11 protein-coding genes are annotated in these 15,747 nt (G+C 62.6%); all 11 read left to right on the forward strand.

Annotated features, from left to right (window positions below; all coding sequences use genetic code 11):
• Positions 1-206 precede the first annotated feature (206 nt).
• The 11 genes from DWF74_RS23340 (at position 207) to DWF74_RS23390 (ending at position 15,706) form a co-directional block, all read left to right on the forward strand.
• Positions 207-923: a GntR family transcriptional regulator gene (locus tag DWF74_RS23340; RefSeq protein ID WP_102861729.1), complete on the forward strand. Its 717-nt coding sequence runs from the start codon at positions 207-209 to the stop codon at positions 921-923.
• On the forward strand, positions 920-1,708 hold the full coding sequence (locus DWF74_RS23345; protein WP_102861615.1) for an SDR family oxidoreductase: 789 nt from the start codon (positions 920-922) through the stop codon (positions 1,706-1,708). The genes DWF74_RS23340 and DWF74_RS23345 overlap by 4 nt, the downstream gene beginning before the upstream one ends.
• 99 nt (positions 1,709-1,807) lie before the next feature.
• Positions 1,808-2,740, forward strand: coding sequence for a 3-keto-5-aminohexanoate cleavage protein (locus tag DWF74_RS23350; RefSeq protein ID WP_115581801.1), 933 nt, complete (start codon positions 1,808-1,810; stop codon positions 2,738-2,740).
• A 79-nt stretch (positions 2,741-2,819) separates the two neighbouring features.
• Positions 2,820-4,169 (forward strand): MFS transporter, encoded by a 1,350-nt coding sequence (locus DWF74_RS23355; RefSeq protein WP_240321957.1) that lies wholly within the window; start codon positions 2,820-2,822, stop codon positions 4,167-4,169.
• Positions 4,170-4,712: 543 nt separating this feature from the next.
• Positions 4,713-5,294, forward strand: coding sequence for a fimbrial protein (locus tag DWF74_RS23360; RefSeq protein WP_102861617.1), 582 nt, complete (start codon positions 4,713-4,715; stop codon positions 5,292-5,294).
• 28 nt (positions 5,295-5,322) lie between these two features.
• Complete coding sequence (locus tag DWF74_RS23365; RefSeq protein WP_102861618.1) at positions 5,323-6,078, forward strand: fimbrial biogenesis chaperone; 756 nt, start codon at positions 5,323-5,325, stop codon at positions 6,076-6,078.
• A gap of 144 nt (positions 6,079-6,222) precedes the next feature.
• Positions 6,223-8,847, forward strand: a complete 2,625-nt coding sequence (locus DWF74_RS23370) for a fimbria/pilus outer membrane usher protein (RefSeq protein ID WP_346330273.1) — start codon at positions 6,223-6,225, stop codon at positions 8,845-8,847.
• On the forward strand, positions 8,844-9,593 hold the full coding sequence (locus DWF74_RS23375; RefSeq protein ID WP_240321958.1) for a fimbrial biogenesis chaperone: 750 nt from the start codon (positions 8,844-8,846) through the stop codon (positions 9,591-9,593). Before DWF74_RS23370 ends, DWF74_RS23375 begins: the two co-directional genes overlap by 4 nt.
• Before the next feature lie 85 nt (positions 9,594-9,678).
• The gene (locus tag DWF74_RS23380; RefSeq protein WP_115581802.1) at positions 9,679-11,331 is read left to right on the forward strand and encodes a ShlB/FhaC/HecB family hemolysin secretion/activation protein; all 1,653 of its coding nucleotides are present in this window, start codon (positions 9,679-9,681) and stop codon (positions 11,329-11,331) included.
• Between the two features lie 76 nt (positions 11,332-11,407).
• Positions 11,408-14,401 (forward strand): GLUG motif-containing protein, encoded by a 2,994-nt coding sequence (locus DWF74_RS23385; RefSeq protein ID WP_115581803.1) that lies wholly within the window; start codon positions 11,408-11,410, stop codon positions 14,399-14,401.
• Positions 14,402-14,599: 198 nt separating this feature from the next.
• Positions 14,600-15,706 (forward strand): fimbrial protein, encoded by a 1,107-nt coding sequence (locus DWF74_RS23390; protein WP_115581804.1) that lies wholly within the window; start codon positions 14,600-14,602, stop codon positions 15,704-15,706.
• The last annotated feature ends 41 nt before the right edge of the window (positions 15,707-15,747 follow it).

The following is a 15,747-nucleotide window of genomic DNA, read 5'->3' on the forward strand; positions in this document are numbered from 1 at the left end:
GCGAAAATAATCCTGTCATCAATGAATAGTGTGGTCAATACGGAATATTGTTCCGCAGTGCGGAATTCATGAAATATTTTAGTGATGAATTTGCCCTTCATGACGGGCTGTGGATCAAATCCTGATATTTGACATATTTGATTTGTGATCACATATTGTCGAGCACAAGAACCACAACACAGGTAGATGCCATGTCTGAAGGTCCTATATCCCAAGGCCCAATCCCCCTTCCCACGTTGCGTCAGGTTTCTCGCGATACCTTGCAGGAGCAGGTGTACCGGCAGATTCGCGAAGCCTTGATGAGTGGGCGTTTTCAGCCCGGCCAGAAGTTGACCATTCGTGGCCTGGCCGAAGCCCTGGGTTCCAGCCCCATGCCGGTGCGCGAAGCGCTGCAGCGCCTGAGCGCGGAAAATGCCTTTGAGGTCACGGAAACTTCCCGCCTGCGAGTGCGAATGATGACGCTGGAGCGTCTGCGGGAGATCCGTGATGCACGGGTGGCCCTGGAAGGGCTGCTGGCGGAAAAGGCCCTGCAGCATCTGCAAGAGGGCGATCTGCAGGAGATCACCGATCTGTGCCGGCAGATGCAGAAGGCTGCCGATGAGGTGGATGTGTCCCGTTACCTATGGACCAACTTCGCCTTTCACCGACGTATCTATGCCGTGGCCCGAGCCGAGCTGACCATGGCCGCGGTGGAGAACTTCTGGCTGCACATGGGGCCGTGTTTTGCCCTGGTGGCGCCGGACCAGGCCCACCTGCAACGTTCCATGGAAGCCCACAATCGCATCGTCGAAGCCCTGGCCACCGGCGATGGTCCGGGAGTGCGAGCGGCCGTCACCGACGACATCATGCAAGCGGCAGACTCCCTGGGCCGGCTGTTGGCCAAGAAGCCTGGTGCGGCGGCGCTCAAAGGAGGTCGGGCATGAGCATCTTGCAGCGTTTACAGCCTTACCCAGGCTTGCGGGTGATGATTTCCGGCGGCGCGGCGGGCATCGGTGAAGTGCTGGCCAGGGCCTATCTCGAAGCTGGCGCCCAGGTGCACGTCTGCGATGTCAGTGAGGCGGCCCTGGCGGCGTTCCGGGATCGCTACCCCGAGGCGCTGGCGACCCGCACCGATGTCGCTGATCCGGCACAGATCCAAGCGCTGTTCGAGCTTCAGGTGGAGCGCTTCGGCGGGCTTGATGTGCTGGTCAACAACGCTGGTATTGCCGGGCCCACGGCCGGCATCGATGCCGTCAGCGACGCCGACTGGCAGCGCACCATCGATATCAACCTGACCGCGCAGTACCGTTTTGCCCACCACGCAGTGCCGTTGCTCAAGGTTTCGGACAACGCCCATCTGCTGCACATCGCCTCGGTGGCCGGGCGCCTGGGATATGCCTGGCGTACGCCGTATGCGGCCACCAAGTGGGCCATTGTCGGGTTGATGAAGTCTCTGGCGGCCGAGCTTGGGGCCAGCGATATCCGGGTCAATGCGCTGTTGCCGGGGATAGTCCAGGGCCCGCGCATGGACGCGGTGATTCAGGCCCGGGCCGAACAGACCGGGGTGCCTGTGGCCGAAATGCGCCAGGAGTACCTGAACAAGATCTCCCTCAAGCGCATGGTCAGCGCCGAGGACGTGGCCGCCATGGCGCTGTTTCTCTGCTCGCCGGCGGCTCGCAATATCACCGGCCAGGCGATCAGCGTCGACGGTAACGTCGAGTACCTCTAGCCGCGCCCGCGATCCGCACCGCTGAAGGTCGTCAGCGGTGAATTCCATCAGCGACACCCAGGGATTTTTTTCATCAAGAATAAAAGTCGGAGTACCGTCATGTCTGGAAAAACGCCTGTCATCATCACTTGCGCTGTCACCGGGGCGATTCATACCCCGTCCATGTCGCCGCACCTGCCGATCACCGCCGCAGAAATCGCCGCCGAGGCCATCGCTGCGGCCCAAGCCGGTGCGGCCATCGTGCACCTGCATGCCCGAGACCCGGAGGACGGGCGGCCGAGCCAGGACCCCGAGCTGTTCCGGCGCTTCCTGCCGCAGATCAAGGAGTCCTGCGACGTGGTGATCAACCTCACCACCGGTGGCGCCCCCACCATGGGCGTCGAGGAGCGCCTGCAGCCGGTGCTGGAGTTCAAGCCGGAGCTGGCCTCGCTGAACATGGGCTCGATGAACTTCGGTCTGTACGAAATGCTCAACCGCTTCACCGAGTTCAAGCACGACTGGGAGCGGCCGTACCTGGAGGAGAGCGACGACCGGATCTTCCGCAATACCTTCCGCGATATCGCCCATATCCTCAGCGCCTGTGCCGAGAATCGCACCCGCTTCGAGATTGAGTGCTACGACATCGGCCACCTGTATACCGCGGCGCATTTCCTTGAGCGCGGCCTGCTCAAGGCGCCGCTGTTCATCCAGTCGGTGTTCGGCCTGCGGGGCGGCATCGGTGGTCATCCCGAGGATCTGGCGCACATGCGCCGTACTGCCGACCGGCTGTTTGGCGATGCCTATCACTGGTCGATCCTCGGCGCCGGGCGCAATCAGATTCCCCTGGCCACCATGGGCCTGGCCATGGGCAGCCATGCCCGGGTCGGCCTGGAGGACTCGCTGTGGGATGGCCCCGGCAAACTGGCGGCCAGCAACGCCGATCAGGTGCGGCGCATTCGCACGGTCATCGAAGCCCTGGGCGGTCGTGTGGCGACCCCGGATGAAGCCCGGGCCCTGCTCGGGCTCAAGGGGCGTGAGCACGTCGCGTTCTGACCCTTGAAGGTCCGTGTCAGCGGCCCTGGCTCCAGGCCCGCTGACGATCCCGCATAACAACTACAAAGGGATATGCCCCATGAACACTGCAACCACAGCAGCGCCCCGGGACCCGCAACAGCTGACCCGCCTGATGTTTCTCAAACTCATGCCGCTGTTGATCGCGGCCTATGTCCTGAGCTTTCTCGACCGCACCAACATCGCCCTGGCCAAGCACCAACTGGATGTGGACCTGGGTATTTCCGCTGCCGCCTATGGCCTGGGTGCCGGGTTGTTCTTCCTCACCTATGCGCTGTCCGAGGTGCCCAGCAACCTGATCATGCACAAGGTCGGCGCACGCTTCTGGATTGCCCGGATCATGGTCACGTGGGGGCTGATCTCCGCCGCCATGGCCTTCGTCCAGGGCGAGACCTCCTTCTATGTACTGCGCCTGCTGCTGGGCATCGCCGAAGCCGGCCTGTTTCCCGGGGTCATGCTGTACCTGACCTACTGGTTCGACCGCCGGCAACGGGCCCGGGCTACCGGCTATTTCCTGCTGGGGGTGTGCCTGGCCAATATCATCGGCGGTCCGCTGGGCGCCGCGCTGATGAAGATGGACGGCTTGCTGGGCTGGCATGGCTGGCAGTGGATGTTCCTGCTCGAAGGGCTGCCGGCGGTGTTCTTCGCCTGGGTGGTCTGGCGGCGCCTGCCGGACCGTCCAAGCCGCGCGCCCTGGTTGAGCGCCGAGGAGGCCCGGGGCATCGAGCAGCGCCTGGCCGACGAAGCCGATGAGGGGGCAGGGCAGGGCGGGCATTCGTTCCGGCAGTGCTTTACGCCGCAGATCCTGCTGGCGATCTTTGTCTACTTCTGCCACCAGATCACCATCTACACCGTGATCTTTTTCCTCCCCAGCATCATCGGCAAGTACGGCAGTCTGAGCCTGATGAGCGTCGGCCTGCTGACCTCCTTGCCGTGGATCGTCGCGGCGCTGGGGGCGATCAGCCTGCCACGGCTGGCCACCAGCGCGCAGCGGGCACGGCGACTGCTGGTCTGCGGCTTGCTGACGATGGCGGCCGGGCTGCTGATTGCGGCCTTTTCGGGGCCGGTGTTCAGCCTGCTGGGGTTCTGTGTGGCGGCGCTGATGTTCTTTGTGGTGCAGTCGATCATCTTCCTGTACCCGGCGTCACGGCTCAAAGGTGCGGCCCTGGCGGGAGGCCTGGGCTTTGTGAACTCCTGCGGACTGTTGGGCGGTTTTGTCGGCCCCTCGGTGATGGGGGCGATCGAAATGAGCACCGGCGATGCCATGAATGGCCTCAAGGCCATTGCCCTGGTGCTGTTGGTGGCGGCGCTGGCGGCCTTGCGCTTGCGTCAGGGCCAGGAAGACCCGCGTCCGGTGCGCCCCATGACCGCAGTTGCGCACCCTGTTTCGGGGCGCTCAAACGCGTTGTGAGCGCTTGCAGCACAGGCTGCGTTGTCGAGAACTCTGGCCAAACGCCCGGTGCTATGCACCGGGCGTTTTTCGTTGGGCGGACGTTCGGGGCTTGCCCAGCACTTAGGTCCGGAAGCGGCCGACCGTCACTTGATCAGTTGGTTACAGCGCTGAATCTCTGTCGTATATCGCGTGTTTGCAGTCTATGGGGCTCTATATAAGAAGTGTCTTATTTATTGGCTGTTTTTAGTGTGTTTAGTGTTTTTAAGTAGTACAAGTTTCCGAGAAAAATCTTGTTCATTTAGAGAGTGCTCCTTGTTACATGAAGATTGGTCGTTATTCTAAAAGAAGAGGGCAGTCGGTATCGTAATGTCCGCTCCGGATGGAATGCAGAAGCTTGTTGTCAGTATGCATTTTATTATGGGCGAGAGCGGTTGATCGAGGTTGTTGTGGTGTTCAACTCATGTCTCGTTGGCTCGAAGTTCAGCAAGGCTGTACGTCTCGGGAGGGCGAAGTTGTTTTGAATACTGTGCTCTTAGACGGTTTTTAATAATAGGGAATCAGATGAAACTTAAATCTTTTGCATCCATGGCGACCTCCGGGTTGCTGCTTGCGGCACTGACTCCGGCATTGAGCTACGCAGAAACCGGTGTCAACTCCGGCAACGTGAAGTTCGAAGGCCTGATCTCCAGTGTCAGTTGCAAGGTTCAGGTCGATGCCAACGAATCCGGAGCGAACACCGGCACGGTCAAGTTCGGCAACGTCCTGCCTTCGGTTTTCGCCGGTGGCATCGGCACGGCTTCCGAGTTCAAGGAATTCAACATCAACCTCAGTGGCGGCGGCTGCACCGACGGCTCCAAAGCCGCCGTCAGCTTCCACAAGGATGGTTTCATTGATAACGCCACCGGCAACCTGCGTCTGATCGACAGCGGTTCCGGTTCGGCCTCGGGCGTGCAGATCCAGATTCACAACAACGGCGCCACGCCGGGGAAAATCGACCTGTCGGAAAACAACAATCAGCAGGTTGCCGAAGTTATCGGTAACAAGGCCGTGCTGAAGTTCAAGGCCTCTTATGTGGCGGTCAGCGACACAATCGTTGAAGGTCGTGCCGACTCCAATATCAACTTCGATGTGACGTACAACTGACAGCTGTCAGTTACATAAGGAGTTGCTCATGGCGCCGAAAGCGCATGTGTTTAAAACGTTCGTTATCGGCGCCCTCTTCCTGAGTTTGTTCTCTTCGGTAGTCAATGCGGAAATAGTTATTCATGGCACTCGTGTGGTTTATCCGGCGAGTGCGCGTGATGTGACACTGAGAATGAATAACCCAGGCAGCATGCCGATATTGGTTCAGGCCTGGATTGATGATGGTGATGCCAGTAAGGCGCCGGAAGAAATGAAAGTGCCCTTTCAACTTACACCGGCACTCAGTCGCCTGGAGCCCAATGCCGCGGCGGTACTGCGTATTGGTTATTCGAAAGAACCGTTGCCCGCTGATCGTGAGTCACTGTACTGGCTGAACATTCTGGAAGTTCCGCCCCAACAGAAACAGGATGAAAACCGATTGGCCTTTACCTTCCGTCATCGGATCAAGTTGTTCTTTCGTCCTGCGGACTTGAAGGTCGATGTCAACTCGGCGGTGGAAAAACTCAGTTGGAAGTTTGAGCCCGCGGGAGTGGCCAAAGACCAGGCCGCAGGTCCGGTCATCCAGGTATCCAATCCAACGCCTTACTACCTGTCTTTCAGCAAGGTCGAGGTGCAAGTGCAAGGACGCACCGTCGACCTGGGGACCGGGATGGTCGCGCCTTTTGGTCGGGAGTCCTTCGCCTGGCCGGCAAGCGCTGAAAGAGCGCCACGCAATGCGGCTGTGCGCTTTGAAGTGGTCAATGACTTCGGTGGCCGGGTGCCGCTTGAAAAGAACCTTCTCTAGTTGCCCTGTTAATTCAACTCCGCTCTTGGCCCTGGTTATTGAACGCTGAGTGCATTGGTATCGATTATGTTCAGTGTGCAGCCCTTTTGGCTGGGTTTTCCTGTGCTTGCGCGAGTCTGTCCTGGCGATGCTCCGGCCCGGCTCTTGCGAGCACTGTCGGTGCTGGCCGGGCTGCTGGGGCTGGCGGCTCCTGTGGCTGCCCAGCCGACGACCGCTGATCAAGCCGTGCTATCGGAGGTGTCCGGCGACACGTCGCAGAACAGTCCGGTGTTCTTCGATACCCAGATGCTGTTCAAGGGGCCGGGAACCCTCATCGACACGCAGCGCTTCGAGCGCGCGGGTTACGTGGCGCCCGGCAAGTACCTGCTGGATGTGCGGGTCAGTGGCGCCTGGCGCGGGCTGATCGAGATCGAATTGCGCGAAAGCGCTGACCCCCAGGGCAGCCAGCCCTGCTACGACCGCGAGTTGCTCACGCAATTGGGCATCGACCTGCACAAAGCCGACGCCGCGTTGGCGCCTGCCAGCCATCCGCTGCAAGGCGATGGCCTGTTCTGCGGGGACCTTGCCAGTTACATCCCCCACGTCACCACCAGGGTCAACATGGCCGAACAGCAGCTTGAACTCTCGGTTCCACAGCTGTTCGTGCTGCCTGAAGTCGCCTCCAGCTATGTCGATCCGGCCAGTTGGGACTCGGGCATCAACGCTGCCCGGCTGAACTACAGCACCAACCTGTTCAGCACTCAGAGCCGTGGCCAGCGCAGTACCAACGGTTATGCCGGATTGAGCATGGGCCTGAACCTGGGAAACCTGCGCCTGCGTCACAGCGGCACCTTGTCCTGGTCGCCCGACAGCGGCAGCGATTATCAGCGGGGCTATATCTACGGCCAGACCGACCTGACCGACTGGCGTTCGCAATTACTGGTGGGGGAGAGCGTGACCGATTCCGAGCTGTTCGATTCGGTGTCGTTTCGCGGGGTCAAGTTGTTCAGCGATGAACGCATGCTGCCCACCACTCAGCGCTATTTCGCCCCGGTGGTGCGCGGCACGGCCAATACCAATGCCAAGGTCACGGTGCAGCAGCGTGGTTACCTGGTGTATGAAACCACCGTTGCCCCAGGCCCCTTCGAGATTGCCGACCTGCAGGCCGCCAGCTTTGGCGGTGACCTGGAGGTGACGGTCACCGAGGCCGATGGCCGTACCCAGCGTTTTACCGTGCCCTTTGCCACCATGGCCCGCCACCTGCGTCCCGGCGTCACCCGCTACAGCCTGACCGGCGGTCAAGTGATCAGGGCCGGAGGGCGTGGCCTGCACCAGTATGTGGCCCAGGGCACCCTGCAACGCGGGCTGGACAACCAGGTCACCGGTTATGCCGGTGCCTCGCTCACCGGCAGCTACATGGCCGGCCTGATCGGCGCGGCGCTGAACACCGAGCTCGGAGGTTTCGGTCTCGACCTGACCCAGTCCCGCAGTCAGGTGCCGCGCAATGGCAACCTGCAGGGCACCAGCCTGCGTCTTTCCTACAGCAAGAACCTGCATGACAGCGGCACCCAGTTCTCGTTGCTGGCCTATCGCTATTCCACCCGGGGCTACCTGAGCCTGCGGGACGCCATCGACCTTGAGGACTTCGTCAACCGAGGCGCGCGCTTCGAAGACTTCGCCCGGGTCCGCGATCGGCTGGATGTGACGATCAACCAGCGGGTGGATGGCCTCGGCGGTGACTTTTACCTCAACGGCTCCTCCCTCAACTACTGGAACAGCCGCGGTCAGGCCCGCAACTACGCCATGGGCTACAACCATCAGTGGCGCGGCCTCAGCTATGCCCTGAGCGTCCAGCGTACCCAGGGTTCGAGCCAGTTCTCGGGGCGTCGCACCCGCAGTGAGAACACCTTGTGGAGCCTCAGTCTGTCGCTGCCCCTGGGGGGCGTCGCCGGGCGTTCCACCCTGGCCAATGCCTTTGCCAGTCACGACCGGAATTCCGGTGCCCGTTACTCCAGCGGCATTTCCGGTTCACTGGGCGAGCACGACACGGCGTCCTATGGCGTCTCGGTGTCCCATGATGCCCAGCCGCGGGAAACCTCGACCAACGCCAACCTGAGCTACTACCTGCCGCAGGTGACCCTGAGTTCGAGCCTGTCCCAGGGGCGTGACTATCGGGCCCAGTCGCTGGGTGCCTCCGGCGGCATGCTCCTGCATTCCGGGGGCCTGACCCTGTCCCAGACCCTGAGTGAAACCGCAGCCCTGGTGCATGCCCCCCATGCCAGGGGCGCCAGTGTCGGCTACGCCGGTACGCAGGTGGACGGACAAGGTTATGCGGTGCTGCCGAGCCTGGCGCCCTATCAGCTCAATACCGTGGACCTGGACCCCAGCGGCATGGATGAGGATGTCGAGCTGCAGGTCAGTTCGCGCAATGTCGCGCCCCGGGCGGGGGCCGTGGTCAGGCTGTCCTACCCGACTCGCAAGGCCCGGGCGTTTCTGATCGACAGCCGGCAGGCCGATGGTGCGCCGCTGCCCTTTGCCGCCAGTGCCCTGGACGCCGACAGCGGCGAGGAGCTGGGGGCGGTGGGGCAGGGCAGTCGCCTGGTGCTGCGCAGTGAGAAGGACCGGGGCCGCATCCGTGTGCAGTGGGGCGAAGGACCTGGCGAGCAGTGCCTGATCGACTATGTATTGCCGGCGCCCGCGGCGCAGCCGGGCAACGATTCGCTTCTGCTCGACTTGCCGTGTCACCGCTGGGCGCAGCAGAGCGCCATCACCACGGAGCCTGCATCTTGAGTAGCAGTCTTGCTTGTGTGGTGCGTTGCGTGTGCCTGTTGGCGGCGGTGCTGCTGTTCAGCCAGGGCGTGCGCGCCGATCTGTCGATTGTCGGCACGCGCTTTATCTATCCCCAGGGGCTGGCGGCCTTGAGCATCCGGGTCGGCAATCTCGGGACGGCGCCGCTGCTGCTGCAGACCTGGCTGGACAAGGGCGATGCCTCGGTCGATCCGAGCCGGCTGGCGGTGCCATTCGTGCTTTCGCCCCCGCTTTCGCGGCTTGATCCGCAGCAGAGCTCCGTCCTGTCGCTGCGTTACAGCGGTGAACCGCTGCCTGTCGATCGCGAGTCGGTGTTCTGGCTCAACTTTCTGGAAGTGCCGTCCCTGCGGCCTTTGAGCAGCAACCAGCTGAGCCTGAGTTACCGCCTGCGCATGAAGCTGCTGTATCGCCCCAAGGGCCTGCCGGGTCGCGCCGACGAGGCGGCGCGCCAGCTGCGTTGGAGCCTGCAGAAGGCAGAGCAGGCGGCAGGGGCTGCGGCGCTCAGCGTGAGCAATCCGACGCCGTACTACGTGTCCCTGGCTCGGGTGGATGTGGGCGACCCGCGTCAACCCATGACTGTGCAGGGCATCACCGTCGAGCCGTTCGGCTCGGCGCGCCTGCCGTTGTCCGCCGCGCCGGTGTTGAGCGGCGGCGCGGCGGAAATTCGATACCAAGTGGTTTTAGACAGCGGGGAGACGCTGAGTGGAAGTGTGCAAATACACCTGTAGTGGTACGGCAGCCGGGCTGCCGGCCGGTGGATGCAAAGAGCGAGATGCGGAGCGGTTGCGAGTGCCGTCGGCGCTGCGACCGGGGATGTTGCTGGCGCTGTTGCTGCCCGTGCTGGCGCAGGCCCAGATGCGGGTCCAGGTGCCCAGCGCCGGGCAGGCCATACGGGATATCGAAGCCACCCAGCCAGCGCTGCCGCGGCCCTCCGATGAGGTGCAACTGGATGTGCCCAAGGCCGAGCGTTCGACGCCGGCCCCGGACACTTCGGGTGTGCGCTTGCAGGTCAAGGCCTTCGTCATCGAGGGCAATCAGGTGTTCAGCGATCAGGACCTGCAGCCGCTGCTGGACGATTTGCGCGGTCAAGAACTGGACCTGGGCGGTTTGCGTGACGCAGCGCAGCGCATCACCGCCCATTACCAGCAACAGGGCTATCTGCTGGCCCGGGCCTTCTTGCCGGCCCAGGAAGTCGATGGCGGCGTGGTGCGCATCGAGGTCATGGAAGGTCGCTATGGCCGGGTCGAGCTGAGCAATCAGTCCCGTGCCCGGGATGGCGTACTGCGTGGGCCGCTGGCCGCACTGGACGATGGCGCGGCGGTCAACAGCGCGGACCTTGAGCGCAGCCTGCTGCTGCTTAACGATCTGCCCGGGGTCCGGGTCAAGGGCACGTTGCGTGCGGGACAGGCCCCCGGCACCAGCGATCTGCTGGTGGAGGCACAGCCCGGTCCCTGGGCCAGTGGCAGCCTGGAGGCCGACAACTTCGGCGGCTACCACACCGGCGAGTTCCGCCTGGGGGGCAGCTTCAACCTCAACAACCCCCTGGGCCTGGGGGACCAGATCAACTTGCGCCTGCTGGGCAGCGATCGGGACCAGCGCTACTGGCGCGGCGCCTATCAACTGCCCGTGGGGCCCTGGTCGACCCGGGTCGGTGCGGCCTATTCGCACATGAGCTACGAGCTCAACAGAAAACGCGTGAAGAAGCTGGAGATGAACGGCCAGGCCAGTGTCCAGAGTGTCTTCCTCGCCCAGCCGATTCTGCGGGGACGGACCTTCGACCTGAGTGCGCAACTGCAGTACGAGAACAAGCAGCTGCGCGATGACATCGACCTGTTCGAGCTGAGCAAGCGCAAGCACATCGAGTTGTGGACCCTGAGCCTGGGCGGCAACCGCCAGGACCGGTTTCTCGGCGGTGGCTACAACCAGTTCAGCCTGTCCTACGGCTCGGGTCGCCTGACCTTCGATGACGCCTTTGAGCAGCGCCTGGATCGCTATACCGCCGCCACCGGCGGCGGCTTCGCCAAGACCAACCTGCAGGTTGCGCGCCTGCAGCGACTGGGCGACCGCTTCCAGCTCTATGCCCAGGTCAATGCCCAGTGGACCTCGGCCAACCTCGACAGCTCGGAAAAGATGGGGCTGGGCGGCCCCTATGGGGTGCGCGCCTATCCCCTGAGCGCCGGCATTGGCGACCAGGGCTGGCAGGCCGGCCTGGAGCTGGGCTACGCCCTGGCACCCGGCTGGCAATTGAGCCTGTTTGCCGACAAGGGCTACGTGCAGGTCAACCGCCTGCCCTGGACGAACGAGATCAACACCCAGCGCCTGCAATCGGCGGGCCTGGGGGCGCGCTGGAGCGGCGAGCGGCGGCAACTCAACCTGAGCAGTGCCTGGCCCCTGGATAACCAGAAGGCCGGGGACGGTCCCGAGCGCACCCCGCGGATCTGGGTGAACGCGACACAGTTTTTCTGAAGGCCTGCGTGTGCTTTGGAAGTAGTGCCGTTCTGCGAAAAACAGCAGGGCGTTTAAACGTCAATAAGGAGTCATTGTGAACAAGATTTATGCGTTGGTATGGAACCAGGCCCAAGGTCGCTGGAGCGTAACCTGCGAGGGCGCGCGGCGCCGGCGTCGCAGTGGTGGGCGCAAGGGGTTGCTGGTGATGGCAGCCGGCTTGCTGGCCCTGGGAGGACTGACGCCGGCAATGGCGCTGCCCGAAGGTGGCACGCTGGTTTCCGGCAGTGCCAATTACGACGTCAATGGCAACAACCTGGTGATCAATCAAAAGACCGACAAGCTGATCACCAATTGGAACGAGTTCAACATCGCCGCCAATCAATCGGTGACCTTCAACCAGCCGGGACGCGAGTCCATCGCCCTGAACCGGGTGACCGGCTTCAAGGCCAGCAACATTCAGGGCGCGCTGAACGCCAACGGCCAGGTGTTTCTGATCAACCCCAACGGGGTGTTGATCGGCCAGGGCGCCCAGGTCAACGTCGGCGGCCTGGTGGCCTCGACCCGTGGCATCAGTGACGATGACTTCAATAACGGTCGCTACCAGTTCACCGGAAAGTCGGCGGTCGAAGTGATCAACGACGGCAAGATCACTGCTGCCGATGGCGGCTACGTGGCGCTGCTGGGCGCGCGGGTGCGCAACAACGGCGAAATCGTCGCCAATCAGGGCGCTGTGGCCCTGGGGGCCGGCAACGACTTCACACTGAGCCTGGGTAACGACAATCTGATCAGCTTGCAGATCAACGGTGCCGCCGCGGATGCGTTGGCGCAGAACACGTCGTTGCTCAAGGCCGATGGCGGCCAGGTGCTGATGCTGGCCAAGAACTCCAATGCGCTGACTCAGGCGGTGGTCAACAACCAGGGCGTGATCGAGGCCAATACCCTGTCCAACAAGGATGGACGCATCGTTCTGGATGGCGGCGAGCGTGGCGTGGTCAATGTGGGGGGCAAATTGACGGCCAGCGCCTTAACCACCGACGGCAACGGCGGTACGGTTCAAACCTCGGGCGCGGTCACTCGGGTCGAGCTCAATGCCGAGGTCGATACCCGCTCCAGGAGCGGTCGCACCGGCACCTGGGTCATCGAGTCCAATGAGGTCAAGGTGGGCTCCACGGGCGTGTCCGGCAACCCGACCCTGGTCGAAAGCACGCTCTCCCAGAACCTGAACAACACCAACGTTGATCTGCGCAGCCGCAATGGCGATGTGGCGGTGGACGCTGCGGTCGAGTGGAAAAGCGGCAACCAACTGACCCTGAGCGCCGCCAAGGACGTCAAGGTCAATCAACGGATCAACGCCACGGGCGCCAACTCGCGTCTGGAACTGAACGCCGCCAAGTCGGTCCGGCTCGACAGTCACGTGAGCCTCACCGGCACCAGCAACAGTCTGGGGGTCAATCATGGCGAGCAACTGATCGTGGGCGACAAGGGACTGGTGACCTTGTCCGGAGGCGACGCCGGGTTTGACGCCAATGGCAAGCAGCACAAAGTGATCCAGAACAGCCAGCAGTTGCAGGCCATCGGCAACAAGCTCGATGACCACTATGTGCTGGGCAATCAGATCAAGGGCTCGGGGAGCATCAACTCGATTGGCGGCGACCAGGTGTTCACCGGTTCCTTGAACGGTCTGGGCAATACCATCAGTGGCTTCACCATCAACAGCTCGGGCCTGTATGCCGGATTGTTCGGCCAGTCCTCCGGCAGCATCAGCGATCTGAAGCTGGCCTCGATCACCGTCAACGGACAAAACAGCCGCAACGGCTTCAGTGAAATTGGCGGTCTGGTGGGGCGCAACAGCGGCAGCATCGAACGGGTCAGTGCCAGCGATATGCAGGTCTCCGCCAATAGCGACCAGCGCAACAAGGTCGGCGGCCTGGTGGGGGTCAACTACGGTGGGTCGATCAAGGACTCTTCGATAGCGGGTTCGCTGTACGGCGGCGCCCATACCACGGCCATCGGCGGCGTGGCCGGGGAAAACCGCTTCGGCAGTGTCAGGGCCGGTCTCATCAGCGGCAGTTCCAGTCATGTCGATATCACCACCAAGATGTTCAAACAGGCCATGGGCGGCGCCGGAGGACTGGTTGGGGTCAACAAGGGCGCCGTGATTGCCGACTCGTCGAGCAAGGGCACCATCGGTACTTACAATCCGCTCTACAAGGGACTGAACCTGGGCGGGCTGGTGGGTAATAACCAGGACGGCACCATTACCGGCTCCCGTTCCTCGATGACCGTGTACGGCGCGCTGGGTAGTCATATTGGCGGCCTGGTCGGGTTCAACCGCTCAGGCATCATCCGCGGGTCCAGTGCCAGCGGTAACGTCTACGGGGTGGGCAGCGAGGCCGCTGGGGGGCTGATCGGCTCGCAGCAGAACCAGAGCGTGGTCAGCAACGTCCAGGCCACCGGGAATGTCATTGACCTGGCCGGCATGAATCTGGGCGGGCTGGTTGGAAAAAGTGACGACAGCACCATCAGCGGCTACATCGAGGCCAAGGGACAGGTCAAGGGAGGGGCGAAGGCCAACGTCGGCGGTCTGGTCGGTAGCAACATTGGTGGCCTGATCTACGATGCCAAGGCGCTGGGCGCGGTGGAGGGCTATGCCAGCAGTAATATTGGCGGGCTGGTGGGCTACAACGATGGCGACCTGGTCTCGGTCGAGGCCCATGGCAAGGTATTTGGCGATACCTACAGCTCGGTGGGCGGACTGGTGGGCTTCAACTCCAACTACTCCAACCACGTCATCGAGCGTGCCGTGGCGACTGGCAATGTCCATGGAACCTGGCACAGCAAGGTCGGGGGCCTGGTCGGCGATAACCAGTCGCGGATCGTCAACTCCGAGTCCCGTGGCCGCGTCAGTGGCGGCTGGCGTACCACCCTGGGTGGGCTGGTGGGCGTGAACGAGGGGCAGATCCAAGGCTCGAAATCCACCGGCAAGGTCGATACCGTCTGGGCCTACTTCCAGACGTATGGTGACCAGATCGGCATCAACCACGGCTCCTACTCGTCGGCCCGGGTGTCCAGTGGCCTGATGGACTAAGGCGCGTCGGCAAGACCTCGGCCCGGCTGCCAGGGACTGTCCCTGGCACGCCGGGCACTTGCAACCTGTTCACTATCGATTGACCGGCTCCCGGGGCGCCGCAGCGTGAACCCGGGGCCGGCTTGGAAAAGGAGGCAATGACCGATGAGAGATCCATGGCTCAGGCTCCTCAGCGATGGACGACGGCCCGGTCTATTGATGCGCGCGATCATCTTGATGCTGTTGTGCGTGCAAGGGGGCGCACCGGTGTACGCGGCTATCGAGGGCAAGGCCAAGGGGTGCGTGTTCAGTAGTTATGGCAGCACTGCCCAGGACTGGTTGGAAATCACGCCATTGACCCGGAGCACGCCGGTGGGTTCGGTATTGCAGCAGCGTCACGTGAACCCGGTGATCGAATACACCACCGAGGAATCTGCTACCCAGGAGCAGCATGAGTTGGTGTCCGCCGCGCATTTGCCCGGGGTGAGATTTCCCGACGGCATCATTCCGACCAATATCGATGGCATCAGCTTCCAGGTGACGGCCTATCCTACCGGCGCGGGCCCTCATGTCCTCACGGGCAATTTCTATCCCCGGGTACTGGAAAAGTACGGCGTGGAGCACGCAAACGACGCGTTGAAAAAGGTAGTCACGGCCTACGTGTATTCGCTGATCCTGACCCGACCCGCTGACGAGTTGCCCAAGGGGGCGCTGGTGGTCAACAGCTTGAGCGGTGCCCAGGTGGCGCTATACGCGCTGGATCTGGACCAGGGGGTGGTGACGGTCGGGCAACATTTGCAGGAGCTGCCGCAACACGACAATAGAGAGCGGTGTTCGAAACAACTGCTGCTCAACGAGCACGACCTGCTTGGTTCCGAAGGCGTCAAGTTCACCGCCAAGTGCCAGGTGGTCACCCGCAACGTTACGCTGCGCCTGGGCAGTCCCTCGGCCCATGACTTTCCCACGCTGGGCTCGACCTCGCCGCCCTCGGCCGTGGCCAGGCTTGAGGTCAACGACTGCTCGTTCAACAGCCTGCCGAAGGTCTCGTTCAGCGCCGAACCCGCCTCGCGCTGCGACCCGACAGGGATCCTGGGGCTGACTCAATCGGCTCAGGACCAGGGGCGGTCCGTCGCCAAGGGCGTTGGTATCGTCATGTTCAACGAGCAGATTCCGCGTATTCATTGCAATGGCACCCCATATGCCATGGAGCGCCTGTTGGGCAGCGATAGCGCCAGCTTCAGCTTTCGCGCCCAGTACATTCGCACCGGTCCCATCACCGAGGGGGCAGCCAACAGCAGCGCCCAGTTCAACTTCACCTTCGACTGAAGCACCGGCGCTGGCCACGGGTGTTTACCTGGACGCCAGCC

This window comes from Pseudomonas protegens, from assembly GCF_003363755.1.
Lineage (GTDB): Bacteria > Pseudomonadota > Gammaproteobacteria > Pseudomonadales > Pseudomonadaceae > Aquipseudomonas > Aquipseudomonas danubii.

Bases quoted from the DNA above. Each gene is read 5' to 3' on its own strand.
- DWF74_RS23350 (WP_115581801.1), top strand. From the start codon at position 1,808: ATGTCTGGAAAAACGCCTGTCATCATCACTTGCGCTGTCACCGGGGCG.
- DWF74_RS23345 (WP_102861615.1), top strand. From the start codon at position 920: ATGAGCATCTTGCAGCGTTTACAGCCTTACCCAGGCTTGCGGGTGATG.
- DWF74_RS23380 (WP_115581802.1), top strand. From the start codon at position 9,679: ATGTTGCTGGCGCTGTTGCTGCCCGTGCTGGCGCAGGCCCAGATGCGG.
- DWF74_RS23360 (WP_102861617.1), top strand. From the start codon at position 4,713: ATGAAACTTAAATCTTTTGCATCCATGGCGACCTCCGGGTTGCTGCTT.
- DWF74_RS23365 (WP_102861618.1), top strand. From the start codon at position 5,323: ATGGCGCCGAAAGCGCATGTGTTTAAAACGTTCGTTATCGGCGCCCTC.
- DWF74_RS23355 (WP_240321957.1), top strand. From the start codon at position 2,820: ATGAACACTGCAACCACAGCAGCGCCCCGGGACCCGCAACAGCTGACC.
- DWF74_RS23390 (WP_115581804.1), top strand. From the start codon at position 14,600: ATGCGCGCGATCATCTTGATGCTGTTGTGCGTGCAAGGGGGCGCACCG.